Source organism: Clostridium sp. UMB9555A, assembly GCF_030222355.1.
Lineage (GTDB): Bacteria > Bacillota > Clostridia > Clostridiales > Clostridiaceae > Sarcina > Sarcina perfringens.
On the sequence record NZ_JASORQ010000001.1, the window covers coordinates 621,453 to 648,259 of the forward strand.

Here is a 26,807-nt window from a genome sequence, read left to right on the forward strand (position 1 = left end):
GAGGAGAAATAATGGAAGAAAAACAAATAATGGCTTTTAGAGATGAAGAGGGAAATAAAGTTGAATTTGAGGTTGTTGCTAAAATATATTTAGGAGAAAAGAATAAAAAAGAATATATAGTTCTTTCACCAGTAGAAGGTAACGGAGATGAAGCTGATGACTTTGTTTTCAGAGTTGATAAAGTAAATGATTCAGTTGAATATAACTTAGTTGAAGATGATGAAGAATTTAGATTAGTAAAAAAAGAATATAAGAAGTTATTATACTAAAAAGAGGTAAATATTATGGAGAAGTATAGAATAATAAATTTTTTATCTACTAATGGATTAACAGAAATAGAGGAAGTTTCTTCAGAAGAGGATAGATTAGCTCTTAAATTTTATTATGATTTTGAAGATATAGAAATACAAGGTGCTAAAGCTTGTGCAAATGATGAAACAGACTATGAAGAAGATAGTAATCCATGGATTGTGGAAGGTGTTATTCCATATTTAGATGATATTGCAACAGATAGTGTTGAAGAGATTTTAGAAGAAGTTATGGAAGACTTTGAAATAATAGCTAAAGCTGAAGGATATGAAATAGAAGCTAGCAATTATTCAGGAAAACAGTTCTTAGCTGTGTTCTTACCAGAGGATGAAGAACTAGAAATAGATGATATTTTAGATGAATTAAAGTAGTTTAAGCAAATACTTAACTAAAACTATCTTAATAGTAAAAATATTCTAAAAATTCAATGTTGATTTTTTTATATCTTGTGTTATAATAAAAACATGATTAATCCTGAGATGTACGCGAAGCTTATTAATTTTAACCTACATGATTAATACGGGATTTGCAAAACAGCTAATGAAATCGGGCTTCAAGTTTTACTTCACTTTTGTGACGGAAGATGGTCGAGTTAGTTTGCGTAAAACCCACCTGCGAGAGGCAGGTATAAAATTGTAAGTGTGACGGCATATTTGGGAACATTAATTGAGTTTGTTTAAAGGTTCAACTTTTGTTGGACCTTTTTTTCTTTACTTTACTCAATTATTTTTTCTATATATGTATAAAAATAAGTCTTAGATTTTAAATTATATAAATTAAATTTAAAGTATAAACTTTTTTATATAATTAAAAAAAGTAGCTTAAAGAGCTACCTTTTTAAAAAATTGATGTATTTTTTAGCTTTTCTTTTAAAGAAAAGAATTTACTTTCTAGTGAGTCTACTTTTTTAGAATAGATTTCTCTATCTTTCCGATTAAGATTTTTACTTAATAAATCATTGTAATAATCAATATCGCCCATTAAGGATAAAACTTCTAATGTATAGTCCCAAGCAGATTTACTCATAAAAAACCTCCTAAGTTTAAAATCTAGTAATAGTATAGATTTAAATAGAAGATTTGGTGAATAATTTTAATAATTACTTTGATATATTTTAGTCCATGTGTATAATATAATTATGAATAAATTATTAACTTATCTAGGGAGTGAATGATTATGAGCAAAGAAATAAGCAATAAAGATAGAGAAAATATAATAAAAAGAATATATGAAAGAATGAAACATGATTTCAAGGAAGAAGAGTTTTATGCTGAAGTTTCATTATCAGAAATGGAAGATAGTATAAAAAAACATTATTTAAATGGAAAAAGTAAATTTAAAACTCTACAAGAGCTTATAGATGATGAAATAAAAAATGAAAAATTTTAATTTATAATTAAGGACTATATAAAAGCATATTACTTAGACAAAGTATGTTTTTGTATAGTCTTTTTAAAAGTAGAATTAAACAAATATTAATTAAATTTACTATATATACTTATTATATTAACAAAATTATTTTTATGGTGTATAATATGTTGATGTGTAGTGTTTTAGTAAAATAATATATTTAAAGAAATAGGTGAATATTATGAACAAGAGAAAATTAACTGCAATTATACTTAGTATATCAATGATCTTTGCAGTTTCAATAAATAGCAATAATATTGTACAAGCTAAGACTACAGAAGAAGCTCAACAAGAAATTGATAATAATAAGAATAAAATAAATGATCTTAAAGATAAACAAAGTGATATAAATGCTGAGAAAAGTAAATCTCAAAGTAAATTAGATGAAATACAAAAACAAGTAGCTGATAAAAATCAAAAGTTACTTACTTCACAAAAGAAAGTTGATGAATATAAAGGCAATATTGATTCCTTAAAAGATAGTATAGATAAACTTCAAGGGCAAATCACTGATATTCAAAGCAATATAGATAAGAAGAAAAAAGAAGAACAAGAAAAAGAAGAAATACTTTCAGGTAGAATAAGAAGTGCTTATAAATCTAATTTAAGTAATCAGTTTTTATACATAATGCTTGAATCAAAGAATGTAGGGGACTTTATAAGTAATGTATCAAGCATAAAATATGTGGTGGACACAGATAATAAGTTAATTGATGATATAAAGAAGGTTCAAGGTGAATTAAAAAGTGAAGAATCTCAATTAAAAAGTCAAGAAGAAGACTTATCAAGTAAAAAAACTAAGTTAGAAAATGAGAAGAAAGAATATGATACCTTAGTAAGTCAGTATCAATCTCAATTAAATGAATTAAATTCTTTAGAAGAGCAAAAGCAAGCTGAAATAAATAGCTTAAGTGAAAAAGAAAGAACAGTATTAGATGAAATTAATAGTTACGAAGAAGATAATGCTAATCTTAAAGATTATATAAATAATTTAATTAATGAGAAAAAAAGTGTTAAGGTAAATAGTGATAATAATAGTAAAAGTAGTACAAACAATAAAAGTAGTCAAGAATCAGGTTCATCTAGTAATGAAGGAAGTTCAGAGACAAAGGCTAATTCCTCAAGTGGATTTATGAGACCAGCTCCAGGTGGAGTTACAGATCCCTTTGGACCTAGAGTGCATCCTGTTACAGGAAAAAGAAGTGTCCACACAGGGGCAGATTTAGGAGCATCTTATGGAACACCTATTCTTGCATCAAAGTCAGGTACTGTTGTTGAAGCAGGATGGAATACTGCTTATGGTAATATGGTTATAATAGATCATGGAGATGGAACAAGTACTTTATATGGACATTCATCTAGACTTGCTGTACAAGCTGGTCAGCATGTATCACAAGGACAAGTAATTGCCTATGTAGGATCAACAGGATATAGTACAGGACCTCACCTTCATTTTGGTATAATGATAAATGGTGAATGGGTAAATCCTATGAATTATATAAGTTAATTTAGAGGGAGTGTATTAAAATTATATTTACAAAGAAAACTATGATAGAATTTCTTTGGAGTTAAATTTTAATATGCTCCTTTTTACTTAATATAGTTTAAATAAAAATTTAGTTTGGAGATGATTAGGTGAAAGCTTTAATTTTAGTAGGAATAATATTATTTGCTGTAGGATTATTATTTGAGTCAATGTATAAAATAAAAATGGTATTTAAGAGTTTTTCTAAAGATACTAATGGAAAGGCAGGAAAGGATTTTAATTTTGACTTTAAAAATCAGTTTAATAATATATCAGCAGAAAAGAGAGAAGAGTTTATAAGATCCTTATCAGATGATAAGAAGAGTTTATTTAAAGAATACTTAGCTTGTAATAAAGAAGAGGAAAATTTATTAAGAGAAAAATTAGATGAAAAACATGTGTTTAATATGTTTAACAGATGGGCAAGACAAAATAATATAGAACCAATAAACATAAGTAATTATAAAGATTTATAAAAGGTTTTTACAAATATAAAAATAGTCCTAGGAAGAAAAAATCCTTGGACTATTTTTATTTTGTAAAAAAGATTTAATTATCTTTTGCTAAATGCTTATTTATATAAATTTTCTTTAAGAACACAGATACTATTATAAATAATATTAATAGACTTACAGATAGATATATACTTGTTTTGTTAAAAGTAATCCATTGAGCTCCTAAATTTACAAAAACTAATATGCCAGGAATAGTTCCTATTAAAGTACCTAAAGCAAAGTCTTTATATGATATTTTAGTAAGACCAGCTCCATAGCTTATTAAATCAAAGGGGAAAAGAGGGATTAATCTTAAAAGTAGAATCATTAAAAATCCATTGTCCTTTAATAATTCTTGTATGTTTTTAAGTTTATCATTTTCAAACTTTTCCACAAAGGATTGACCAAGGATTCTAGAAATAAAGAAAGATATACTTCCTCCTATTAAAGCACCAATACTTGTATATAAGAATCCTCCTCCTAGTCCAAATATACTTCCACCTAAGATTGCTAGTACTGAATCAGGAAAAAAAGTTAATGGAACTAAGGCAAAGGCTATTATATAAATTAGTGGAGCGAAATATCCAGAACTTAAAATTAAGTTTTTTAAGCTATCTAAATTTAATATATTACTCTTAGCAAGGAAAAATATAAGACAAACTAAGGCTAATATTATTATAGAAATTAAAAATTTATAAAATTTCGTCATTATTAAACCATCCTTTATATTTATTCAGCAATTTTTATTGTAAAATAAAATTATAGAATTGTAAAATTAAATAAAAATATAGTTTTAGTGAGGGGGGATAGGATGATAAATAGAGATTTTATTATAAGCTTTATTGTTGTAACTTGTATTATATATCTTATATATGTATGTTACGGCAAATATTTAGAGAAAAAGCAAATATATCTTAAAACTTTAACTATATTTTTAATAATAGAAGTCTTAAGAAGGATTTTTATTTATGGAAAAGTCAACAATCGTTTAATAAGTGGACTTTCTTTTATTCAATTGATATTTTTAGGAATTTCAGTAGCTGTGTATGGACTTATGTATTTTAAGAATAATTTAAGCTGATAAATTTAATCATAAGAATAAACTTTAGTAATTTATCTTAATAGAGTTTATTCTTATTTTTTATTAGAAAATATACTTTCATTTGATATATAATAATATTTAGGCTAAAATTAATTTTATAATTATTAAAAAAATGTAACTATTTTGAAATGATAAATTTAAAAAATTAAAAGATAATTATCTAAGTGAGAAATGGAGTAATTATAAAATATACAAATTTAACATAGGAGGAAAGAATGAGTAAGGAGATTTTTTCTAAAAGAAGAAACTCAAATAAAAATAATTTTTTGAAAATATTTTTAGGAGTTTTAGCAATTATAATATTATTATGGGTTGGAATAAAAGTTGTTACAATGATAGGTAGCAATTTAGCTAATAAGGCTTCAATTAATAAAGAACAGGAAGAGCAGGAGAAGGTCATAAAGCCTAATCCAGATGATGTAATGCCTGGAATGAATATTACATATGAAGCAGATAAATATGCTGTTGATGCTAAAGATGTACAAGCAATGGCTAATGATACGTATAAAGGTGAAGGAAAATATGTATTTTTAACCTTTGATGATGGACCATCTAATTCAACAGAAAAGATATTAAATATATTAAAAGATAAGGATGTACATGGAACATTTTTTGTTTTAGGAAGTAGTATAGAAAAAGACGCTAAAAGACAAGAGTATTTAAAAGAAGAATTAAAAAGTGGAAATGCAATTGCAAATCACAGTTATAGTCATGACTTTAAAAAATTATACCCAGGAAATAAGCTGAAAATTGATTATTTTATGGATGAGTTCAATAAGACTAATGATATAATGAAGAGTATTTTAGGAGGAGAATTTGATTGCAAGGTATTAAGAATGCCAGGTGGGTATGGAACAAGAAAATATTATAAAGATCCTTCTCTTAAAGAATTTGACAATACATTACAGGAAAATGGAATAATAAATGTTGATTGGAACGCTCTAGATGGTGATGCAGAGGGAAAACCATATTCTACAGAGGAAATGCTTAATTATGTGAAAAAAACATCAAAAGGAAAAAATCATGTAGTTATTCTTATGCATGATGCAGCAGGAAAAGAAAAAACTGTAGAAATATTACCACAAATAATAGATTACTACAAAAATGAAGGATATGAGTTTAAAGTTATAAAAAATACTTCTAAGGAAGAAAATAATAGGAATAAAACTGAAAATAATACAGAGAAATCAAGTAAATAGTATAAGAAAACATCATTAGAAAATCCTAATGATGTTTTTTATTTTTTATCTATAGTAAATTTCCATTTCCAAAAGGATTCATTAGTTAATTCATATATACGCTTCTTTTCTTTACTTGAAAAATCTTTGCTAGAAAAAATATCACTAATTTCCTTTTCAAGTAATTCTAAGTACATTTTTTTATCTTTTAGGTTCTCATAAATTTCTTTTGAAAAGTCATTTTTTAGATCTTTTTTCTTTTTTGAATTTCTAAGCCAGCTACATTGTTCTTTAAAATGAATTTCAGAGATCATTTTGTTGCTTTTGGCTTGAACTTCTTTTATATTATCAATATTCATAAGAACTCCTTTCTAAAAGAGAGATTATATTATATATTCTTCTATTTTATAGAAAATCCTTTGTGGAAAATATAAATATAAATTTTTCTTTCTTGAAAAAATTTAACATATAATTATATAATAGAATTTAAAAAGAAGGTGAGTAAAATATGAACAGTTTTAATATAGAGAAGCAATCAATGTGGAAATGTAGAACTAAGAACAAATTAATTTGTAATGAAAGTGATACTTTAGCAATAATACTACCAGGCCTTGGGTACACCCTAGATAAGGCACTTTTAGATTATTCTAAACAGCTTATTTTAGATTTGAAATTTGATTGTTTAGGAATAGAATATGGTTTTCAGGTTAGTAGGGAAGATTTCAATAGACATGATGAAAATGATATAAGGGAATTATTACTTGAAAGTTTAGATATTATTTTTAGTGCCTTAGAGCTTAGAAGAGGAAAATATAGGAGAATTATTCTTATAGGTAAAAGTCTAGGTACAGTATTACAAAGTAGAATAGATAAAGAAATTAAGGAAAATTATAATATTCATATTAAAAATATTTATTTAACTCCTATAAATGCAACCTTTAAAGAGAAATTAGATAAAGAAGGATTAATAATAACTGGTACTAAGGATACTTTAATATCTTCAGAGAATTTGGAAAAAATAAAATCTGAAGGCCTAAGAGTATTAGAAATAGAGGATGCTGGCCATTCATTATGTATAAAAGGAAATGTATTAAGGAGTATTAAAGCTTTAGAAATAATAATTGAAAATATAAAAGATTATCTTGAAAGAATGTAAATATAAAGCATTAAAACAATATTTTACATAAGTATTATTTTAAAATAATAATAAATAAAAAATGGAGTGATCATTTTGAAATATACAAAGAAGGAAAAAGAGGAATTAAAAAAAGTCTTAACTGAGGAAGAATATTATGTTACTCAAGAAAATGGAACTGAAAGACCTTTTACAAATGAATATTGGGACTTCAATGGAGAAGGAATATATGTAGATATTACAACAGGAGAGCCTTTATTTACTTCAAAGGATAAATTTCACTCTTCTTGTGGGTGGCCTGCCTTTTCAAAACCAATAGATAGAAGCATAATAAAAGAAAAGGTAGATAAAAGTCATGGAATGATTAGAACAGAAGTTAGAAGTAGACTAGGAGATTCACATCTAGGCCATGTGTTTTGTGATGGACCAGAGGATTTAGGTGGATTAAGATATTGCATAAATTCTGCTTCTTTAAAATTTATTCCAAAGGAAGAATTAAAGGAAAAGGGATATGAAGAATATTTAGAGCTTTTTAAATAAAGTTAAGTATTTTAAAGATAAGTATATAATAAAGAAAATAGAAAAGTAGGTGTTTTAATGGGATTCTTATTAAACAATGATGGAGAAAATGATTTTCTTTTAGCTGATACTTATTCAAAGGATGATATCTTTTGGATAACTTTAAGAGGATTAATATCTAAAGGTAAAATTGATGAAGCTGAGGATATGCTTTTTAAAGAGGCAGAGAAAAATCCTTCTATGGAAATATATGAAATAGGAGAGAAAATGTATAGCTTATTAGCTAATAAAAGTGAAGAAGAACTTAAAAAATATAATTTCTCCAAAGAGGAAATTGATTTAGGTTTAGAAGATTTAAAGAGATTAATAGATAAACATAGCTTATAGTCTACTGTATATAGCAATAAATCAAAATAAGGGGAGATAGTTATGAGAAGTTTAAATAAAGAAGTTTTTCTTAAGAAATATCCTCATGTAGAAGAATATATAGAGAAAAATAAAATTAAATTTGAAGATTTACAAAGAATATATAAGGATTTTGTAAAGTTTGAAGGCTCTTATTATAATCAAGCTGATTTTATAGCAAATATACTTCGTTCTAATGAAAATGTTCATTCTGTTAAATCAAGGATAAAAAATCCAGATAGATTAATAGAAAAAATAATTAGAAAAACAGAAGATAGAAAAGAAAAGTATGGTGAAGATTTTTATTTTAATGAAGATAACTATAAAAATGAAATAACTGACTTAATAGGAATAAGGGTTTTACATATATTTAAGGATCAATGGAAGGATATACATGATTTCATAATAAAGACTTGGAATGTAATTGAAATAACAGCAAATATAAGAGATGGAGATGATAGAAGTATATTTGATAATCTTGGTATTGAAGTTATATCAAGACAATCAGGATATAGATCAGTTCATTATCTTGTAGAATGTTATCCTACTAATCAGAAGGTTATTGCAGAAATTCAAGTAAGAACTATTTTTGAGGAAGGGTATGGAGAAATTGATCATAGACTAAGATATTCTCATAATGAAATTCCAGAGATATTAAAATCTAATCTTTTACTTTTTAATAGAATTGTAGGAAGTGCAGATGAAATGGCTTCCTTAATAAATATGTTAAATAATAATTTAGATGATAAAGACAATTATTATGAAAGTAAGCTAAAAGAAAAAGATGAAGAAATAAGAAATTTAAAAGAAGAAATTGAAAAGTTAAAATAGCTAAAATGGGTTATATCAAAATAATTAGTAAATAAAATTTATAAATATTAACAAAGAAATATTTATAGGTTTTATACTTTTATTTTAATATAGCCCTTAATTTTTAGAAAATATAATGTTAACAAAATATTAACTAAATGTGAATAAAAATAAAATAAATAAGGAGTTTTAATAAATTTTGGGAGAATTTAAGAAAATTCAAACTTTGATTTTATAAGCTTTAGGTAGTAAACTGAACATAGTTCACTGTGAGTTTTATTAATGGTATTTAAATAAATAATATTAATAAAAGTCACACTTAGAATAAGTAAAAACTTACGAAAGGGTGATAATAATGAAGAAAAAATCAGTTGGAATTACCATGGCTGTTTTTTTACTAGGAATCTTCATGGGAGCTATTGACTCTGGTATAGTTTCACCAGCAAGAGATATAATAGCTGAGGGATTAAAAGTTTCACAAAATGCTAGTGTTTGGGTTGTAACAATATACACCTTAGCATATGCAGTATCAATGCCTCTTATGGGAAAACTTTCTGATAAGTATGGTAGAAAAAAAGTTTACATGGTTTCAATAACTCTATTTGGACTAGGTTCTTTACTATGTGGAATATCAGACTATGTAAATAGTTATACATTTTTATTATTTTCAAGGGTTATAGAAGCAATAGGTGGCGGAGGTATAATGCCAATAGCTACAGCGTACATAGGAACATCATTCCCAGTTGAAAAAAGAGGTTCAGCTTTAGGAATGATTGGTGGAGTATATGGAATAGCAACAGTTGTAGGACCAACCTTAGGTTCAGGAATACTTTCTATTTTTGGAGATAAAAACTGGGGATTTTTATTCTTAGTAAATGTTCCAATCAGTATAATAATATTACTTATGGCAACTAAATTAGAAGAAAATACTTCTGCACAAGGAATTAAGAAGTTAGATGTTTGTGGTTCAGGGGTATTAACAATATTAATTTTATCTTTAATGTATGGAGCTACAAATTTAAGATTCTATGATTTCACTAATTCAATAAAATCACTAGATGTTTGGCCATATCTTTTAATATTTATAATATCAATTCCGGTATTAGTTTGGGTAGAAAGAAAAGCCGAAGATCCAGTAATAAACTTATCTTACTTTACTAATAAGGAAATAGCTATAACTTTAATATTAAGCTTTGTTGTAGGTTGTGGATTAATGGCAACAGTATTTATTCCTCAATTTAGTGAAAATATATTAAGAACTCCAATGGGGAGTGGTGGATATATAGTTACAATATTTGCAATATTTGTAGGTATAGCAGCACCTTTAGGTGGAAAATTTATTGATAAAATAGGGGTTAAAAAAGTATTATTAATAGGTATGTGTTTAGTTATCATAGGAAACCTTTATCAAGGATATGTAACAACTAAACACCCAGGTATGGTTAATTTAGTAATAGGACTAGCTATTATGGGATTTGGGTTAGGATTCTCTATGGGAACACCGATAAATTACTTAATGCTTAGCTTAGTACCGGATAATGAGGCTACAGTTGGACAATCAGCAGTATCATTAGTTAAATCTATAGGTATTGCAGTATCACCAAATATTCTTATTAACTTTATATCAGATGCTGGTAGAAGAGTACCAGAAGCATTACAAAAAGTTATGCCACATGTAGATGGAATGTCTAATATTATGTCAAACAGTGGTGGAGCTTCAAGCTTTGCTAATTCAATGGGAAATGCTAGTGTTACGAATATATTTAGTCTTATAAAAGGAATGGTACAATCACAATTTGCAACTTTAGGAGACAAGTTTGCTAATAATCCTCATATGAACATTGACATGATTGAAAAATCATATATGCAAAGTTTAGATGGAGCTAAAAATGCAATAGAAACTGCATTCCAACAAACAATGAATACTGGATATACTAAATTATTTTTAACATGTGCTATTATAGCTTTAATAGGATTAATATTAACAGCTATGTTAAATAATAATTTAATAACAATGAAAAATAGAAGATTAGAAAATAAGGAAAAAACTAATTGATAAAAAATGTTTTTTGAGTTATGATAAATAAAAATAAATAATTTTAAGATATTGCTAGGGGTGCTGTAAAAGGCTGAGAGGGATTTTTAATCCTAACTCTAATAACCTGATTTGGTTAATACCAACGTAGGGAAGTATATTTTAAGTTGTGATTTTTCATATTAGAAAATATTATTATGATTAATTAGAGAATATATTTTTAAAAGGTTTAGCAATATTGCTAAACCTTTTTTTGTTGGTATAAAAGCGATAGTTATTGGGAAAGGGGTGAAAAGATGATTGTTAATGGTAAGAAAGTAGAAAAAGGTGAACTTAATACAGTTTATGATTTACTAAAAAGTTTAAATGTAAACAGCAACAGAGTTGTTGTAGAACTAAACAAAGAGATAGTTAATTCCTGTAATTATAATAAAATCTTACTTAATCATGAAGATGTAATTGAGATTATTGCCTTTGTTGGTGGGGGATAATTAAGAAGGATTTAAGAAGTCTAAACAATAAAAGGTGAGTGAAAATAAAAGAGAAAAAAGATAAGAGGAGCCTTTATGAATATAAAGATTAATGAAAAGTGGAGAGAGGTAAAGGAAAATTGCACAGTATATGCTTTAAAAAATGAAGAATTTCCTGATTCTCATGTTATAGTTTTAAATGGATTTCCACTTGTAGAAGATAAGAAACTTAAGGATGGAGATAGGATTGTCTTTATAAAAAAGGGAATTATGCCTAATAAAGAGGAGTTAGAAGAACTAATGGTATCTAGGCATACACCAGGTATTCATGAAAAACTAAAAAGAATTAAGGTTTTAATAGCTGGATGTGGAGGCCTTGGATCTAATATTGCTATCTCCTTAGGAAGAATAGGGGTTGGAAGTATAAGTTTAGTAGACTTTGATATAGTAGAACCTTCTAATTTAAATAGGCAGCAGTATTATATTGAGGATATTGGAGAATTTAAAGTAACTGCTTTAAAAAGAAATTTAATGAGAATAAATCCTTTTATAAAAATAGAAGCTTTAAATCTTAAGCTTTCTGGAGATAATATGAGTGTTTTACAAGGGGCTGACATAATAATAGAAGCCTTTGATAATCCAGATTATAAAGCCTTATTAGCTAATTATGTTTTAGGTAATATGAAGGACAAATTTTTGATTTCTTCTTCAGGAATGGCTGGATTTTATAATTCAAATTTAATAAAAACAAAGCAAATAACAGATAAGTTTTATATTTGTGGAGATTTGGTAAATGAAGCTAAGGAAGGCTGTGGATTAATGGCTCCTAGAGTGGCTATATGTGCAAATCACATGGCTAATTTAGTTATAGATATAGCTGTTAATAAAATAGAATTTCAAAAATAAATAATAGTAAAAATAGAGTGGATTTTAAGTGCTTTTTAGACAGAGTTTATATATAAAAAATAAAATACTAGTCTAAAATATGAAGAAATAAGAAGAGTAGTGAGTAGAAAAGGGGAGTTTTTTATGGACAAGTTAATAATAGGTGGAGTAGAAATAAAAAATAGACTTTTTGTTGGAAGTGGTAAATATCCTTCAAATGAAATAATAAAGGATGTTTTAGAGGGAAGTGGCTCTCAAGTTATAACTTTAGCCTTAAGAAGGGTAGATTTAGATAATAAGGAAGAGGATATTCTTCAAAATATACCTAAGGATGTAATACTACTTCCTAATACTTCTGGGGCAACTAATGCAGAGGAGGCTATTAGAATAGCTAGGATAGCAAGAGCTATGGGATGTGGAAACTGGATAAAGATAGAAGTTATATCAGATTCTAAGTATTTGCTTCCAGATAATGAAGAAACCATAAAGGCAACTAAGGTATTAGCTGATGAAGGCTTTATTGTCCTTCCTTATATGTGTCCAGATCTTTATGCAGGAAGAAGGTTAATAGAAGCTGGAGCGGCAGCTGTAATGCCACTTGGTGCACCAATAGGAAGTAATAGAGGGTTAAAGACTAAAGAATTGATTCAAATAATGATAGATGAATTAGATATTCCTATTATAGTTGACGCAGGTATAGGAAAGCCATCACAGGCTATGGAAGCAATGGAAATGGGAGCTGCAGCTTGTTTAGTTAATACTGCCATAGCATCCTCAGAAGATCCTATAAATATGGCTAGAGCTTTTAAAATGGCAGTAGAAGGTGGCAGATTAGCTTATGAAGCTAAAATGGGAAGAGAATCAAAGTTTGGAAATGCTTCATCTCCACTTACTGGATTTTTAGATTAGGAGATGATTTAATTGAGTTTTTATGATGTAGTAGAAAAATATAGAGATTTTGATTTTTATGGATATTTTGATTCTGTAAAAAAGGAAGATGTATTAAGAAGTATTTATGAAAGAAATAAGAGACCAGAAGATTTACTTAATTTAATATCTCCTATGGGAGAAGAGCTTTTAGAAGAAATGGCTCAGGAAGCAAGAAATCTCTCTTTAAAATATTTTGGAAGAACAATATTACTTTATACACCTATGTATATATCAAATTATTGTGTAAATAAGTGTTCATATTGTGGATATAATGTAGAAAATAAAATATGTAGAAAAAAATTAAATCAAGAAGAAATAGAAAAAGAGGGAGAAGCTATTTCAAAGGAGGGATTTAAACATATTTTAATATTAACAGGGGAAAGTGAATATCATACTCCAGTAGAGTATATAGAGGAGAGCATTAAAACTCTGAAAGAGAAATTTCCTTCAATAACCATTGAAATATATCCAATGACAGAAGAGGGATATAAAAAGGTGGTAGAAGCAGGGGCTGAAGGGCTTACTGTATATCAAGAGACCTATGATGAAAAGGTATATGATAGGGTTCATGTGGCTGGTCCAAAGAAAAATTATAAATTCAGATTAGAAGCTCCAGAGAGAGGAGCAGAAGCTGGAATGAGAAGCATAAGTATAGGAGCCTTATTAGGATTAGCTGATTTTAGAATAGATGCCTTCTTTACAGCAATGCATGGAAAATATTTAAGAGATAAGTATCCTCATATAGATATAAGTTATTCGGTGCCAAGAATAAGACCCTGTGAAGGAGGGCTTAAAAAGTTAAATGAAGTTGATGATAGGGAACTAGTTCAAATACTTTTAGCCTATAGACTATTTGATCCTCAAGGGGGAATAAATATATCTACTAGAGAAGGAAAGGATTTTAGAAGAAATTTAATTCCTTTTGGAGTAAGTAAAATTAGTGCTGGAGTTTCTACTGAAGTTGGAGGTCATTCTTTAAAAGAAAAAGGTACAAGCCAATTTGATATAAATGATGAAAGTTCTGTAAGTGAAGTTAAGGAATTAATAAAAAGTCAAGGTTATCAACCTATATTTAAGGATTGGCATAGATTTTAAAATAATTTTTTATTAAAATGGTGATTTTTATGTTTTTAATAACCAATAGAAAGTTAGTAAATATGGAAAGATATTTTAATGCTATAGAGGAATCAGGTAAATATGGTGTTAAAAATATAATTTTAAGAGAAAAAGATTTAAGTACAGAGGAATTAATAAAGATTTATATAAAAATAAAAGAGTTAGTTCCAGAGGAAACAAATATAATAATAAATTCCAATATTGAAGCAACAAGGATTTTGAAAGAGAAGTTTATTCATTTAAGCTTTAAGGATTTTAAGAGAAATTTAGAAGAAATTAAATCCTTAAAGGTTGGAGTATCTGTTCATTCTATCTTAGAGGCCATAGAGGCTGATAGATTAGGAGCAAGCTATATATTAGTATCTCCTATTTTTGAAACACAATGTAAGAAGGACGTAATTCCTAAGGGAATTGATTTTATAAAAGAAATTAAGGAAAAGGTAAATTGCAAGGTCATAGCCTTAGGAGGAATAAATGAACTTAACTTTAAAGAAGTATTAGGGGCTGGTGCTGATGATTTTGCATGTATGTCACTTTTGTTTATGAGTAACAATATAAAGAAGTGCTTAGATACTTTTAAAGAGCTTTAAATATATCTAGATTTATATGAAGAAAAATGTAAATTATATGATTATTAATGGAATTATGGTATAATTCATATTAATTAATAATTACAATTTGTTATCAAAGGAGAAGTGATTATGTCATTTGAAAGAATAGATATTTCAGATAGAAGTGAACAAGAAGGAAGAAGTTGTGTAATCTTATATAACTTTGGAAATAAGGAATTAAAGAAAATACAAAACTTTGCTAGAATAATGGGAATAAAAGATCAAATAGTTTTAAATTCTAAAAATGGAGAAGAAACTATAAAGAATATATTAGAAGATAAAATTGAAAAAACAGAAGGCGAAGGAGTTAAAGAAAGAGCAATAATATTTAATGCCATAGCTCCTGGAAAAGTTCATATATTTTTAGAAAACTTAAAAAAAGTAGGCATACAAAGACCTTTAGTTGCAATGGTTACAGAAACATCTATTAATTGGACTATTGATGTTTTAGTTAAAAATTTAATAGCTGAAAGAAGAGCATTAAGATCAGGAGATATGACTACTCACGAAAATAACTAATTTACAAAGTTTTTAATTTGTATTAATACAGAGAAATTAAATATTTTTTATACTTAAAATCTACAGATATTTTATCTGTAGATTTTTTTGGATTATGAATTTTTCTAAGAAGTTTTGTTTGTTAGTTCATACAATAAAAATGGGTATCAACTTTATTTGGGTTATGAAATCCAGTATAATTATTTGAGTTTAATTAGATCTTTTCAATTTCTTTCGAGTTAATTCTGTAAAAATAATAAATAATAAAACATTGACAATAAGTACTATTATGCTTCCTTCCAGTTTGCATAGACCTCCTGAAAGGAGTTTATTCCCTAAAAAATTAACTTCAAGTAAATTAGGATAATCACTAGCTAAAGATACGCCGCCTAAAATAATAGAACCAACTATGTTCCAGATAGAATGAATTATAATTGGAGTTACAAGTGAGTTTGTATATTCTAATATAGCTGTCATAAATAGACTCATGGTTATAATATTTAATATTGGAATAATTCCATATGTTAATACACCACCATGCATAAGTGTAAATAAAGTAGTTGTTATAATAGTTGAAGTAATAACATTATAGTTATCTTTTATCAATTGATATAAATATCCACGAATTAATAATTCTTGCATAATTACATTAAGAAATGCAGAAATTATCCATAGCCATAATGAAGGAACATAATTTACTTTAAGGATTTTCATTGTCCCTGTTAATATTAAAATTAAAGTAGGAATTAAAAGCCAAATAAGTCCAACACCAATTCCAATACAAATATTGAAAAAAATGTTATTGAAAATATGTATAGTTTTTCTATCTATTATACAAAATATTAGAGTAATGGATATAATTAAAAGAAACGGAACTAATTCTGCACCAAATCTCCAAATAGCTGCATTATTTGAGGGTATTGTTGGTAAGATACTTCCAATAATGGCAAAAGAAAAAAAGAATAACATTCCTTTTAATAAGACATATAAATTTTTTTTCATGTTTAGCTCTCCTAAAATATTAAATTTTATAAATAAAGTATATATATTATATTAATATTTTATCATTTTTACACTTTAAAATCATTTATTATCTTATTTAGGAATGTTTTACAATTTAATTATTTATTAATATCTAAAAGTTTTATAATTATAATATTTATATTTAATTAAAATTTATTGATTTTCCGTCTGAAGTTAATATTATCTCTCCATCTGTATCAGTTCTAAAGGTCTTAATATTATATTTTTTTATTATGTCTAAAGTTTCTCTATGTGGATGTCCATATTTATTATCTTTAGCACAACTTATTATTCCATACTTTGGAGAAACAGCTTCTATAAAGGCATTGCTTGATGAACTACTAGATCCATGATGACCAAATTTTATTACATCTGAATCAAGAGAAGTTTTATACTTAGCTAAGGCTTCCTCTTCAGCTAACTTTTCAGCATCACCAGTGAATAAATAAGAAGTGTCACCAAAGCTTAATTTCATTATAGGAGAATAATCGTTAAGTTCTTCATATTCTGATTTTTGAGGGGTAAATACCTCAAATTTAGCTCCCTCTCCTAAATCTATAACCATTCCACCTTTTAATTCTTTAGTTTTTAATCCTTCATCTTTCACTGCTTTAACAAGATTTTCATATGTTTTAGTTGTATGAGTTATTTTTGGAGAATAGAAAGCCTTTACTTCATATTCTTTAAATACATCAACCATTCCACCAATGTGATCTTCATGGGGATGAGTTGCAATAACTAATTCAAAATCATCAATGTTTTTAGCTTTTAATTGTTCTAATAGTTCTTTAGAATTACTTCTTGGACCAGCATCTATTAAAATATCATTTCCATTTACTTTTATATATGCTGCATCACCTTGCCCAACATCCATATAAGAAATCATAAGTTTAGAGTCTTTAGGAACTTTAGAGTCTTGTGTTAAATCTATTCCAAAATATCCAGCTAAAAGAACAACTATAATTCCAATAATTGAGCTAATAATTTTCTTTTTTTTATCCATGTAATAAATCTCCTTGTATTTTATTTGTGAGAATTAAATTCATCAATAAGAATTATAGTTTAATATGAGATTTAATAGATGTACATTGTTTATATTAAGAGTAAACTTTTTAATAAAATTAAAATTATTATTCTAAAGATTTAATAATTTAAATGATCTTATGGCAATATAGATAATTATTAAGCCACAAGGAATAATTAAAATGAGAAATTAATTAAAATGTAGTATACTTAACTAGTTTTTAGAAAAAATTTTCTATGATGTTTTGATCAAAGATAATATATGAATTAATTGAAAGAAATACAATTTAATGGTAAAATTAGGTTGTGGTAAAGGTTTAAATTTAATAAAAATAAAAAGATTTTATAAAAATATATATAGGGGAAAATAATTTTTAAATTAAATGTAGGTATATGGGATTATAGGGGGAGTATTATCATGGCAATTTTAGATATGTCTTTAGAGAAACTTTATGAATATAGAGGGATTAGCCCACTGCCAGAAGATTTTGATGAATTTTGGGATTCTAAGTTAATGGAATTAGATGATTTAGATATTAAATTAGAATTAAAAAAAGCTGACTTTGAAAGTCCTATAGCAGAATGTTATGATTTGTATTTTAATGGTATTGATGGAGCTAGAATATATGCAAAATTTATGAAACCTAAAGAGGTTAAAGGAAAAATGTCAGCTTTATTAGAGTTTCATGGATATGAAGAGAGAAGCAATGACTGGAGTAATAATCTTCACTATGTAGCTAGTGGAATGTGTGTTGCAGTTATGGAGTGTAGAGGGCAAGATTACTTGAAAGAAGATTCTTGTAAGTTTAAATCTTTTAAGTCAAAAGGGCATATAGTTAGAGGGTTAGTTGAAGGTAGAGAAAAATTGTTATTTAAGAATATATTTTTAGATACTGCTATTTTAGCTAGAATAGTAATGAATATGGAATGGGTAGATGAGAAGAGAGTTTTTGCAACTGGTGGTTCTCAAGGAGGAGCCTTAGCTTTGGCTTGTGCAGCCTTAGAAAATAGAATAAAAGGTGTTTATGCTTATTATCCATTTTTATGTGATTACAAAAGAATTTGGGTTATGGATTTAGGGGGAGATTCTTATGATGAATTAATAAGATATTTTAAGTTTATAGATCCAAATCATGAGAATGAAGAATATGTTTTTAATACCTTAGGATATATTGATATAAAAAATATGGTTCATAGAATAAAAGGAAAAGTAAATATGGCTATAGGACTAAGGGATGATATATGCCCTCCATCAACTCAATTTGCTGCTTATAATAATATTCTATGTGAAAAAGAGCTAGTTTTATATGATTCAGGACAAAAGCCTTACTTACTAAATTTAAAGGACAGGATATACAAGTGGGCAATAAATCTTTAAATTGAATAATATTTTATAATTGATATAATTATATTAGGGGATGAATTTTAGATTGAATTCATCCCTTTATACATATTTAGAAAGAAGATGAGTTTATGAGGATTATTGATAATGAAAAAGAATTTAAGGAATTTTGTAATGAAAAAGGTATAAGGTTAGCTTATTTAAGCACTAATACTTGTTGTGCTTGCAGCGTTTTAAAACCTAAAATAGAGGAATTAATAAAAAAGTACCATAATGCAAAAATTATAGAGGTTCAGGCTGATAAAAGTGTAGATATAGTATCACAATTAAGCATTTTTATGTTTCCAGCAATTATTTTATATATAGATGGCAAGGAAATTCTAAGGAAAGCTAAATATATAAGTGTTGTTGAGTTAGAAAAGGTTATAGATAGATATTCTGAACTTTATAATTAAAAATAAGAAACATATGAAAAAGGTTAGGAGATAATTCTAGGTTCTATTTCTATGCTTTATTAAAATATTTAATTCAATTTGCTTTGTAAAATAAAATTTTATATACTATATACAAGTTAAATATGAATAATTTGACAATATTTTAATATATTTTTAAAAGAAAGGAGATAGTATGTGGGATTCACTAAAAAAAAGTTATAGACATTTAAAAAATATTTTAGGATTTGTTACTGATAAAAGAAATTATGAAAATATAAAGAAGCTTTTAAAAAACTACAAAATATTAAGTGATATATCAAATATAATAGTATCAGTTTTAGTATTTTTAAGTGGTATTCTTTTAATAATTTCAGGGGTTTATCCTAGTATATTTTATAAGATAAAATTTTTAGACAATATATATAGTTTATCTTTTTTAAGGTTTTCACATAGAGTTTCAATATTAATTGGATTAATGTTAATAATGACCTCTAAGGAAGTTTTCTTTAAGGTAAAAAGAGCCTATTATGTCACATTAACATTGCTTATAGTAGGAGGAGTTTTTGCCTTTGTAAAAGATTTAGATTACAAAGAAGGAATTTTTATTTTAGGAGTAATAATACTTCTAATATTATCAAAAAAAAGTTTTTACAGAAAAAGTATTCCTATTAAGGTTACTAAATTAAGTGGTATATTACTAGTTCTTTCAATTGTAATGATTATCTTTGCAAGTTTTATACATAAATTTAACATACATTTTAGTAAGAATTATAGGTACTATGTAGATTTCTTCCACAGCACAAAGGGTTATTTAAGGGTAGCATTATTCACCTATGTAGCCTTTATAATATTTGTGATAATATGGTATTTAACAATGCCTAAAATAGAAGATGACGAAAGATATATGGATGCTGATTTAGAAAAGATATCAAAATTCTTTGGAGAAATAAATTATGGAACAATATTCTCTCATTTAGTTTATTTAAGAGATAAAAAGGTCTTTTGGGCTAATGAGGGTAAGTCCTTAATAATGTACAGCAAGTACAAAGATAAGATAATAGTTTTGGGAGACCCTATAGCTACAAAGGAAAATCTATATAGTTGTATAGAAGAGTTTCAAGCTTTTACAAACTTATATGGATATGATGTTGTCTTTTATGAAATAGAAGAAAAAAACTTTTCTACCTATCATGATGCAGGGTATTATTTCTTTAAGCTAGGAGAAGAGGCAAGAATAGATTTAAAAGAATTTAATTTGGTTGGTTCTAAAAAGAGTGCCTTTAGAAATACCTTAAGAAGAGTTGAAAGAGAAGGATATAGTTTTAGTATTATAGAGCCTCCTTTTAATAATGAGGTAGTAAGCCAATTGAAAGAAATATCTGATAAATGGTTAGGGGACAGAAAGGAAAAGGGATTTTCTTTAGGATGGTTTAGTGAGGATTATATACAAAGATCGCCTATAGCTATTTTAAAGAATGAAGAAGAAAATAAGATTATGGGCTTTGTAACAATAATGGATGCTAATGATGGAGGGGAGACAGTAGCAATAGATTTAATGAGAATAGATAAAAATGCTCCTAATGCCTCTATGGATTACTTAATGCTGAATTTATTCTTAACATTTAAAGAAAAAGGATATAAATATTTTAGCTTAGGAGAAGCACCATTATCTAATGTAGGATTTAACACTCATTCACATTTACAAGAAAAGCTTGCAAGATTAGTTTATAATAGTGGTAATATATTCTATAGTTTTGATGGACTAAGAAGATATAAGTCAAAGTTTTCTCCAATTTGGCAGCCTAGATATTTAGCATATCCTAAGTTTATGTCCTTACCAGAGGTTTTTATTAACTTATGTTTATTAATAGCTAATTCAAAGGAAAGAGTAGAGAAAAAATAAAAAAGTATATTTTAATTTAAGTTTAATTTTAAGTAAATATTTTTATAGCTAGCTTAATTAAGTTTATTATGTTAAAGAGAGTCTTTTAGTTATAAGGCTCTCTTTTTTTAGAAAATTTTATTTTTTATAAATAAAGCTTATTTTTTATATTGAAGTTTAAAAAAATAAGGGCATTATTTTTAATTTATTTAGAAGAAACAATGAGTTTTTAAATAGATATAAAAAATCTAAGGATTTAGGCTAAGATTTGTCAAATGAAAATGTTTTGAAGTGATTTTTAAGAGGTGTATAATAGTGTTAAATATTTAATAAAACATATTAAACTTTGTTTTATTAAGGAGGGTATAAATATGGGAAACTTTTTTTTAGAAAGTGATTTTAGAGCTTTTGATATAGACAAATCAAGAAGTAGAGATAAGGTAATATTAGAGAGAAGAAGAGTTGCTGCTGAGAAATTAAGAGAACTGAATAATTTAGGTCTTTTTGAATTTATGAATTCTAAAGGGTTAAGTTCTCATTGGGAAAAGCAATATATAACTAGTATAACTTGGCCATTAAAAAGAGTTAATGATGAATATGTTGATAGAATATATTTATCTTATGGGAAAAATAGAGCTGATGTTAGAAAGCTTATAAAGGTTTTAAATTTATTTCATGATATTGAGGGAAGTAGAATAGAAGATGACATGGTATTTAATTATATTCCTCGCATTCAATTAGGATTAGACTCTAATTCTTGGAATACAGCTCTATATTTAGACAAGTATGGAGCCATAGAACAAAAAAATCTTGTTAATAAAATAAGAGAAAACTACGAGTTAAAAGAAAGATTTAAAAACATACTTATGGCTTTAGAAGAAAAGGGATATAGATTATATTTAATTAAGGACAATAATCCTAGAAGTTATGAAGATGAAACAGATTATGTTGAGGATATAATAAAATATACAGATAGTGGAGAAAAATATGGATTAACCATAAGAAAAGATTATGATAAAAATCATGTTAGTAACTCAAGAAATGAAATATTAGATTTTGTTAAAAATGAATTTGATAATTTAATGGATGTTTATTATTTTATTTCTTGGGATTCAGAAGAAAATGACTATTTAAGATAATATCTATAGTTTAAAAAGTTAATGACTTTTAATTATAAATTTAAAGTTAAGTTTATGCTTTATATATAGATAAATAAAAATCTAGTATAAAACTCATAAAAGGAGTTATATCAAAAGTTAACAATAAAACTTATTTTGATATAACTCCTTTTTATTTGATTTATTGTATCTATAAAAACATTTTAAGCAAACTAAATACTTTTATTTAAATAGTTATTATTTTCAGTACTTTTAATTTTACTATTAATAAGTCTTTTTATAGAAAAATATAGCTTAGTAAAGGATGAAACTAAAACAATTCCAGTAGCTATGGAACCAGCTAACATTAGTGTATTGCATCCTAAGGATAAAGCCTTATCTATATTTCCTTTTAAGGTCTCTAGCATCGTATAGAACATGCCTCCTCCAGGAACTAGAGGAATTATTCCACAAACTAAAAATACTAATACAGGAGCTTTTAATACCCTAGCTGAAATCTCAGAGAATAGGGCTATGAAAATAGCAGCTAAAAAATAATTAAAGCTTTCATTTGTGCTAATAAAACTTGAGGAAAAAAGATAAACAAACCATCCTAAACCACCACATAGGGAAGAGAAAAATAAGTTTTTACCTTTTATATTAAATATTATTCCAAAACCTAAAGAACTAAAAAATGCATATATTGAGTTTATTATTAGGTTCATATAGTCATACCCCCATAGTGATTTATTAATATAGATAAAATACTAGCACTTCCAATAGCAATCCCTACAGCTATTAAAAAGGCTTCAATAAATTTAGCACTTCCAGCAACTAAATCACCAGCTATTATATCACGAAGTGAGTTGGTTATAGCAAGTCCAGGTACTAAGGGCATTAAAGAACCTATTATTATTTCATTTAGATTAGGAGCAATATTAAATCTTACTGCAAGAAAAGCTAGTAATGATGCCAAAGCTCCAGATATTATATTTACAAAGAAATTGTTTGTCTTTAAAATATTAAAAAAGTATGCAAGAAGACAAAGAACTATTCCTATAAAACCTGAGACTAAAGAATCCTTTAAATTACCTCCAAAAAGTAGAGTAAATGTTGAAGCTGAAATTAAATATCCTAATATTTTTATTTTAAGAGGATATTCTTTTTCATCAGCTATACTACTTAGCTTTTTTTCAGCATCTTCAATAGAAACTTTATTAAAGGCAACCTCTCTTGAAAGGTTGTTTAATTTAGTTATTTTATCTAAATTAATAGTTCTACTTGTTACCCTTCTAGTTCTAGAAATTGCATTTTTATATGTTTTTATTGTTATTATTATGTTTGTAGGAATTACAAAAACATCAACTTTTTCTATTCCATAAGCCAAACAGATTCTGCTCATGGTTTCTTCAACTCTATATGTTTCAGCGCCATTTTCAAGCATTAGAGTACCAAGTTCAGTTGAGAAATTGATAATTCTATTAAAATCCATATGTACCTCCAAATAAGTATGTAAAAATTAATAAGAAACATTTTTTCATTATTACAATATTTCTTTTCTATTATACTTTGAAGAAGAGTTTATTATAAAGACTTTAAATTAAAAAAAATGTAAAAAAATATGTTTTTTTTATGGAAAATAGCTAATAGATTTGTATTTATAATTTAGTTACTATAGTTAAAGTTTTGCATAGATTAATTATGAATGGAATTTATTGGGGAGGATATAATTATAATGGCTATTTTAGATTCTAAAGTTGGACATATAAAAAGCAGAATTTCTAAAGATAGGGTTGTATTAAAAACAATGTATCCATTTAAAAAAGGAGAGTTAGCAGATGAAGTTGAAATAAATTTATACTTAGAAGGAAGTAATAGGGTCATAAAAAAAGAATTGCCTTATGGTGGATATAATATGCATTTGTTTTTAGGAGATTTTTTAGGCAGTGGAAGAGATTGTATTTTGGTGAAGGGAAGATTTCAAGGTTCTGGTGGAATTGCTATTTTATTATTATATGAATATGATAATGGAGAAATAAGAGAAATAACTAATCAGTGGGAAATAAGTGCTAGAAACAAAGCTATTATAAGATATTTACCAAATTATAAAGTGGAGGTATCTTACGGAGCAAAAGAAAAATATATTGTAGATCTTTCTTCAAAGGATAAATCTTACTTAAATCTTATATATGATGAAAAGGGAAATGTAAAATTAAAAATTAATCCTGGTATTTCTGATATTAATACCTATTATGAAATAAAAGAACTTGGAAGTAATAAATATGATCTTTTAATACGCCAAAATATCATAGGAATAGTACTAGTAGATGTTATAGGTATAATACAAAGTAGAGTTGTATTTAATATTAATGGAAACTTTGTCATAAAAGATAGGGAATTGATAATAAGTAAAGATAGAAATTTGAATAACACCCATAATTAATTGTAATTTAATACCTAAAATAGTATAATTAAAGCAAAATATTGTGTTTATAATATTTTGCTTTAATGAGAGGTTTACTATGGGGGGGAAAAGAGATGAGAAATTGTAAAGAACTTAAGCATGAGAAAAATGGTAACGTTACCGAAAAAGTGGGGAAAAACAAAGAAAAAAGCAAAAAAGTGTCTAAAGATGAAAGCTTATTAAGCTTTGATTTATTTTTAGAAGGAAAAGAACATTCAGCTTATAAGTTTATGGGAGCTCATTTTGTAACTGAAAATAGAAAAAGGGGTGTAAGATTTACTACTTGGGCTCCAAGGGCTAGCAAAATATATGTTATAGGTGATTTTAATAATTGGGAATTAAAAGAAGAATACTCTATGGAAAAAATTAATGAAAGAGGAATATGGAGTTTATTTGTTCCTAAATTAGAAGAGGATATAAAGTATAAATTTGCAGTAGTAAATGAATGTGGAAATAATACAGTATATAAAGCTGACCCATATGCATTTAAATCAGAATTGAGACCTAATACAGCCTCTGTACTTACTAAAATTAAGAGTTTTAGATGGGGAGATAAGAGATGGCTTAATAAAAGAGAAAAAGAAGGTTTAGATAATAAACCTATGAATATATATGAACTTCATTTAGGTTCTTGGAAAAGAAAAGATGGAGAGTTTATGACCTATGAAGAAATAAGTGAGATACTAGTAGAATATATAAAAGAGATGGGATACACCCATGTTGAGTTCATGCCTATAAATGAACATCCCTTAGATGCTTCTTGGGGATATCAAGGAGTAGGGTATTACTCAGTTACAAGTAGATATGGAGATTTAAATGGATTAAAGACTCTTATAAATAAACTTCATAAAAATAATATTGGAGTATTACTAGATTGGGTACCTAGCCATTTTTGTAAGGATGAGCATGGATTATTTATGTTTGATGGGTCACCAACCTATGAATATGGAGCTTGGTGGAAGGCTAATAATGAAGGATGGGGAACTTGTAATTTTGATTTAGGAAGACCAGAAGTTAAATCCTTTTTATTTTCCAATGCTATGTACTGGATAAATGAGTTTCATATAGATGGATTAAGAGTAGATGCGGTATCTAATATGCTTTATTTAGATTATGGAAGAGAATATGGAGAATGGGAACCAAACATATATGGAGGAAATGGAAACCTTGAAGCTATTGCCTTTTTAAAAGAACTAAATACAATTATAAAAAAAGAAGGAAAAGGGGCAATTACAGTAGCTGAAGAATCAACTTCATGGGAAGGAATTACTAAACCTGTTGAAGAGGATGGATTAGGATTTGACTATAAATGGAATATGGGATGGATGAATGATACTTTAAGTTATATTGAGTTAGATCCAATATACAGAAAGTATCATCATAATAAAATGAATTTTTCAATGATGTACAATTATTCAGAAAAGTTTATTCTACCAATTTCACATGATGAGGTTGTTCATGGCAAGAAATCTCTTATAAATAAAATGTGGGGAGATGATTGGAAGAAGTATGCAGGGTTAAGACTTTATGCTTCTTTTATGATGGGACACCCAGGGAAAAAATTAATGTTTATGGGATGTGAATTTGGTCAGTTCGTTGAATGGAGAGAATGGGAAGAACTTCAATGGAATGTTATTGAAGAATTTGATATACACAGAAAAACCAAGGAGTATTTTAAAGCATTAAATCATTTTTATTTAGAGAATAGTTCTTTATGGTCACTTGATTATGAAGAAGAAGGTTTTAGATGGATTGATGCTGATAATTCAGAAGAAAGTGTACTTTCATTTATAAGAATTGGAAAGAATAAAAAGGAAAAATTAATATTTATATGTAATTTTACTCCAGAGGTTTATTATGATTTTAAAGTAGGGGTTCCAGAGCTTGGAGAATATGTTGAGGTCTTTAACTCAGATTCCTTAGAATTTGGAGGAGCAGGAAATATTATGGGAGATAGTATTTTAAAAGCCACAGAGGAAAGCTTTAAAGATTTTGATTATTCAATAAGTGTTAAGGTACCTCCATTAGGAACTTTAGTTTTAAAAGTAAAATAAGAAAGAAAAGGCTACTATAAATCTAAGTACATAATATTATTTTACTTTGGATAAAT

At 26.7% G+C, this 26,807-nt stretch carries 31 protein-coding genes, 1 other RNA gene and 1 riboswitch; of the genes, 25 read left to right on the forward strand and 7 right to left on the reverse strand.

Going from position 1 to position 26,807, the window contains the following annotated elements:
- The first annotated feature begins 11 nt into the window (after positions 1-11).
- From QP548_RS02885 to ssrS, 3 genes are all read left to right on the forward strand, one after another.
- Positions 12-269, forward strand: a complete 258-nt coding sequence (locus tag QP548_RS02885; RefSeq protein ID WP_003449706.1) for a DUF1292 domain-containing protein — start codon at positions 12-14, stop codon at positions 267-269.
- A 15-nt stretch (positions 270-284) separates the two neighbouring features.
- Entirely contained in the window at positions 285-680 is a 396-nt protein-coding gene (locus QP548_RS02890; protein ID WP_061428735.1) for a hypothetical protein, read from the forward strand.
- A 97-nt stretch (positions 681-777) separates the two neighbouring features.
- A non-coding RNA gene (gene ssrS, locus QP548_RS02895) (6S RNA) lies at positions 778-973 on the forward strand.
- Between the two features lie 173 nt (positions 974-1,146).
- On the opposite strand, the gene QP548_RS02900 is transcribed toward ssrS, so the two are convergent.
- Positions 1,147-1,335: a hypothetical protein gene (locus QP548_RS02900; RefSeq protein ID WP_061428734.1), complete on the reverse strand. Its 189-nt coding sequence runs from the start codon at positions 1,333-1,335 to the stop codon at positions 1,147-1,149.
- A 150-nt stretch (positions 1,336-1,485) separates the two neighbouring features.
- On the opposite strand from QP548_RS02900, the gene QP548_RS02905 reads away from it, so the two are divergent.
- The 3 genes from QP548_RS02905 (at position 1,486) to QP548_RS02915 (ending at position 3,720) form a co-directional block, all read left to right on the forward strand.
- Positions 1,486-1,698 (forward strand): hypothetical protein, encoded by a 213-nt coding sequence (locus QP548_RS02905; RefSeq protein WP_061428733.1) that lies wholly within the window; start codon positions 1,486-1,488, stop codon positions 1,696-1,698.
- 202 nt (positions 1,699-1,900) lie between these two features.
- Positions 1,901-3,226 carry a murein hydrolase activator EnvC family protein gene (locus tag QP548_RS02910; protein ID WP_061428732.1) on the forward strand — a complete coding sequence of 442 codons (1,326 nt, stop codon included), beginning with the start codon at positions 1,901-1,903 and terminating at the stop codon, positions 3,224-3,226.
- A gap of 128 nt (positions 3,227-3,354) precedes the next feature.
- Entirely contained in the window at positions 3,355-3,720 is a 366-nt protein-coding gene (locus tag QP548_RS02915) for a hypothetical protein (RefSeq protein ID WP_061428731.1), read from the forward strand.
- 73 nt (positions 3,721-3,793) lie between these two features.
- Here the strand turns inward: QP548_RS02915 and QP548_RS02920 are convergent, their stop codons facing one another.
- Positions 3,794-4,447, reverse strand: a complete 654-nt coding sequence (locus tag QP548_RS02920) for a TVP38/TMEM64 family protein (protein ID WP_003478202.1) — start codon at positions 4,445-4,447, stop codon at positions 3,794-3,796.
- A gap of 102 nt (positions 4,448-4,549) precedes the next feature.
- On the opposite strand from QP548_RS02920, the gene QP548_RS02925 reads away from it, so the two are divergent.
- The gene (locus QP548_RS02925; protein ID WP_061428730.1) at positions 4,550-4,819 is read left to right on the forward strand and encodes a hypothetical protein; all 270 of its coding nucleotides are present in this window, start codon (positions 4,550-4,552) and stop codon (positions 4,817-4,819) included.
- A 236-nt stretch (positions 4,820-5,055) separates the two neighbouring features.
- Positions 5,056-6,039, forward strand: coding sequence for a polysaccharide deacetylase family protein (locus QP548_RS02930; RefSeq protein WP_061428729.1), 984 nt, complete (start codon positions 5,056-5,058; stop codon positions 6,037-6,039).
- Positions 6,040-6,077: 38 nt separating this feature from the next.
- Here QP548_RS02930 and QP548_RS02935 read toward each other — a convergent pair whose 3' ends face one another.
- Positions 6,078-6,377 (reverse strand): hypothetical protein, encoded by a 300-nt coding sequence (locus QP548_RS02935; protein ID WP_061428728.1) that lies wholly within the window; start codon positions 6,375-6,377, stop codon positions 6,078-6,080.
- A gap of 149 nt (positions 6,378-6,526) precedes the next feature.
- Between QP548_RS02935 and QP548_RS02940 the strand changes: the two genes are divergently transcribed.
- The 11 genes from QP548_RS02940 to QP548_RS02990 all read left to right on the forward strand — a co-directional run bounded on the left by QP548_RS02940 (position 6,527) and on the right by QP548_RS02990 (position 15,453).
- The gene (locus tag QP548_RS02940; RefSeq protein WP_061428727.1) at positions 6,527-7,174 is read left to right on the forward strand and encodes an alpha/beta hydrolase; all 648 of its coding nucleotides are present in this window, start codon (positions 6,527-6,529) and stop codon (positions 7,172-7,174) included.
- 75 nt (positions 7,175-7,249) lie between these two features.
- Positions 7,250-7,693, forward strand: a complete 444-nt coding sequence (gene msrB / locus QP548_RS02945; RefSeq protein WP_061428726.1) for a peptide-methionine (R)-S-oxide reductase MsrB — start codon at positions 7,250-7,252, stop codon at positions 7,691-7,693.
- A gap of 57 nt (positions 7,694-7,750) precedes the next feature.
- Positions 7,751-8,059, forward strand: coding sequence for a DUF6483 family protein (locus tag QP548_RS02950; protein ID WP_003449678.1), 309 nt, complete (start codon positions 7,751-7,753; stop codon positions 8,057-8,059).
- 42 nt (positions 8,060-8,101) lie between these two features.
- Positions 8,102-8,908: a RelA/SpoT domain-containing protein gene (locus QP548_RS02955; protein WP_061428725.1), complete on the forward strand. Its 807-nt coding sequence runs from the start codon at positions 8,102-8,104 to the stop codon at positions 8,906-8,908.
- A 334-nt stretch (positions 8,909-9,242) separates the two neighbouring features.
- The gene (locus QP548_RS02960) at positions 9,243-10,943 is read left to right on the forward strand and encodes an MFS transporter (protein WP_061428724.1); all 1,701 of its coding nucleotides are present in this window, start codon (positions 9,243-9,245) and stop codon (positions 10,941-10,943) included.
- A gap of 46 nt (positions 10,944-10,989) precedes the next feature.
- A riboswitch (TPP riboswitch) is annotated at positions 10,990-11,093 on the forward strand.
- Between the two features lie 125 nt (positions 11,094-11,218).
- A complete protein-coding gene (gene thiS, locus QP548_RS02965) occupies positions 11,219-11,413 on the forward strand; it encodes a sulfur carrier protein ThiS (RefSeq protein ID WP_061428723.1) in 195 nt (64 codons plus the stop codon).
- A 75-nt stretch (positions 11,414-11,488) separates the two neighbouring features.
- Positions 11,489-12,298 carry a sulfur carrier protein ThiS adenylyltransferase ThiF gene (thiF, locus tag QP548_RS02970; protein ID WP_061428722.1) on the forward strand — a complete coding sequence of 270 codons (810 nt, stop codon included), beginning with the start codon at positions 11,489-11,491 and terminating at the stop codon, positions 12,296-12,298.
- 123 nt (positions 12,299-12,421) lie between these two features.
- Positions 12,422-13,186: a thiazole synthase gene (locus QP548_RS02975; RefSeq protein ID WP_003449693.1), complete on the forward strand. Its 765-nt coding sequence runs from the start codon at positions 12,422-12,424 to the stop codon at positions 13,184-13,186.
- 12 nt (positions 13,187-13,198) lie between these two features.
- On the forward strand, positions 13,199-14,302 hold the full coding sequence (gene thiH, locus QP548_RS02980; RefSeq protein WP_061428721.1) for a 2-iminoacetate synthase ThiH: 1,104 nt from the start codon (positions 13,199-13,201) through the stop codon (positions 14,300-14,302).
- Positions 14,303-14,331: 29 nt separating this feature from the next.
- Positions 14,332-14,913 (forward strand): thiamine phosphate synthase, encoded by a 582-nt coding sequence (locus tag QP548_RS02985; protein ID WP_061428720.1) that lies wholly within the window; start codon positions 14,332-14,334, stop codon positions 14,911-14,913.
- Positions 14,914-15,024: 111 nt separating this feature from the next.
- Entirely contained in the window at positions 15,025-15,453 is a 429-nt protein-coding gene (locus QP548_RS02990) for a DUF3783 domain-containing protein (protein WP_061428719.1), read from the forward strand.
- Positions 15,454-15,642: 189 nt separating this feature from the next.
- On the opposite strand, the gene QP548_RS02995 is transcribed toward QP548_RS02990, so the two are convergent.
- Together QP548_RS02995 and QP548_RS03000 are read right to left on the reverse strand one after the other, a co-directional pair.
- Positions 15,643-16,434: a CPBP family intramembrane glutamic endopeptidase gene (locus QP548_RS02995; RefSeq protein WP_061428718.1), complete on the reverse strand. Its 792-nt coding sequence runs from the start codon at positions 16,432-16,434 to the stop codon at positions 15,643-15,645.
- Between the two features lie 163 nt (positions 16,435-16,597).
- A complete protein-coding gene (locus tag QP548_RS03000; RefSeq protein ID WP_061428717.1) occupies positions 16,598-17,458 on the reverse strand; it encodes a ComEC/Rec2 family competence protein in 861 nt (286 codons plus the stop codon).
- 438 nt (positions 17,459-17,896) lie between these two features.
- On the opposite strand from QP548_RS03000, the gene QP548_RS03005 reads away from it, so the two are divergent.
- From QP548_RS03005 to QP548_RS03020, 4 genes are all read left to right on the forward strand, one after another.
- Complete coding sequence (locus QP548_RS03005) at positions 17,897-18,856, forward strand: acetylxylan esterase (RefSeq protein ID WP_061428716.1); 960 nt, start codon at positions 17,897-17,899, stop codon at positions 18,854-18,856.
- A gap of 95 nt (positions 18,857-18,951) precedes the next feature.
- Complete coding sequence (locus QP548_RS03010) at positions 18,952-19,275, forward strand: thioredoxin family protein (protein ID WP_061428715.1); 324 nt, start codon at positions 18,952-18,954, stop codon at positions 19,273-19,275.
- A 172-nt stretch (positions 19,276-19,447) separates the two neighbouring features.
- A complete protein-coding gene (locus QP548_RS03015; protein ID WP_061428714.1) occupies positions 19,448-21,157 on the forward strand; it encodes a phosphatidylglycerol lysyltransferase domain-containing protein in 1,710 nt (569 codons plus the stop codon).
- Positions 21,158-21,507: 350 nt separating this feature from the next.
- Positions 21,508-22,275 (forward strand): hypothetical protein, encoded by a 768-nt coding sequence (locus QP548_RS03020; protein WP_057231672.1) that lies wholly within the window; start codon positions 21,508-21,510, stop codon positions 22,273-22,275.
- Between the two features lie 191 nt (positions 22,276-22,466).
- Here the strand turns inward: QP548_RS03020 and QP548_RS03025 are convergent, their stop codons facing one another.
- Entirely contained in the window at positions 22,467-22,958 is a 492-nt protein-coding gene (locus tag QP548_RS03025) for a threonine/serine exporter family protein (protein ID WP_003456089.1), read from the reverse strand.
- Complete coding sequence (locus tag QP548_RS03030; RefSeq protein WP_061428713.1) at positions 22,955-23,725, reverse strand: threonine/serine exporter family protein; 771 nt, start codon at positions 23,723-23,725, stop codon at positions 22,955-22,957. The genes QP548_RS03025 and QP548_RS03030 overlap by 4 nt, the downstream gene beginning before the upstream one ends.
- A gap of 243 nt (positions 23,726-23,968) precedes the next feature.
- Here QP548_RS03030 and QP548_RS03035 point away from each other — a divergent pair, with 243 nt between their 5' ends.
- Positions 23,969-24,676, forward strand: coding sequence for a hypothetical protein (locus tag QP548_RS03035; RefSeq protein WP_061428712.1), 708 nt, complete (start codon positions 23,969-23,971; stop codon positions 24,674-24,676).
- Positions 24,677-24,771: 95 nt separating this feature from the next.
- A complete protein-coding gene (gene glgB, locus QP548_RS03040; RefSeq protein ID WP_081109957.1) occupies positions 24,772-26,751 on the forward strand; it encodes a 1,4-alpha-glucan branching protein GlgB in 1,980 nt (659 codons plus the stop codon).
- Positions 26,752-26,807: the final 56 nt, after the last annotated feature.